General features: G+C 63.1%; 1 pseudogene. It reads right to left on the reverse strand.

Features of this window, described 5'->3' with window-relative positions:
- Positions 1–255: pseudogene (locus ACOSDM_RS20355) on the reverse strand (hypothetical protein); the annotation flags it as partial.

A 255-nucleotide genomic window follows, 5' to 3' on the forward strand; every position in this document is an offset into this window, starting at 1 on the left:
AGGTCAGGGTCGGCATCAAGCCGCTGTCGGTGAAGGCAACAGAGCCCAGGCCATCATCGCCTGCATCAATCGTCAGCGTCCCGGTAACCGTTGTCGGTTCCTTATCCGCATCAGACCCATCGGCCAGATCGTCTTCATCCACACGACCCGCATTCACGCCCAGTTCAGGGTGATCCGGATCTTCGCCACCAACAGGCGGCTCACCCGGAGGCGGTGGTTCCGTGCCAGGAGGGGGCATCGGGACCGGTGGCTGTG

This window comes from Hwanghaeella sp. LZ110 (assembly GCF_048892525.1).
In the GTDB taxonomy this organism is placed as follows: Bacteria; Pseudomonadota; Alphaproteobacteria; order UBA8366; family Aestuariispiraceae; genus Pacificispira.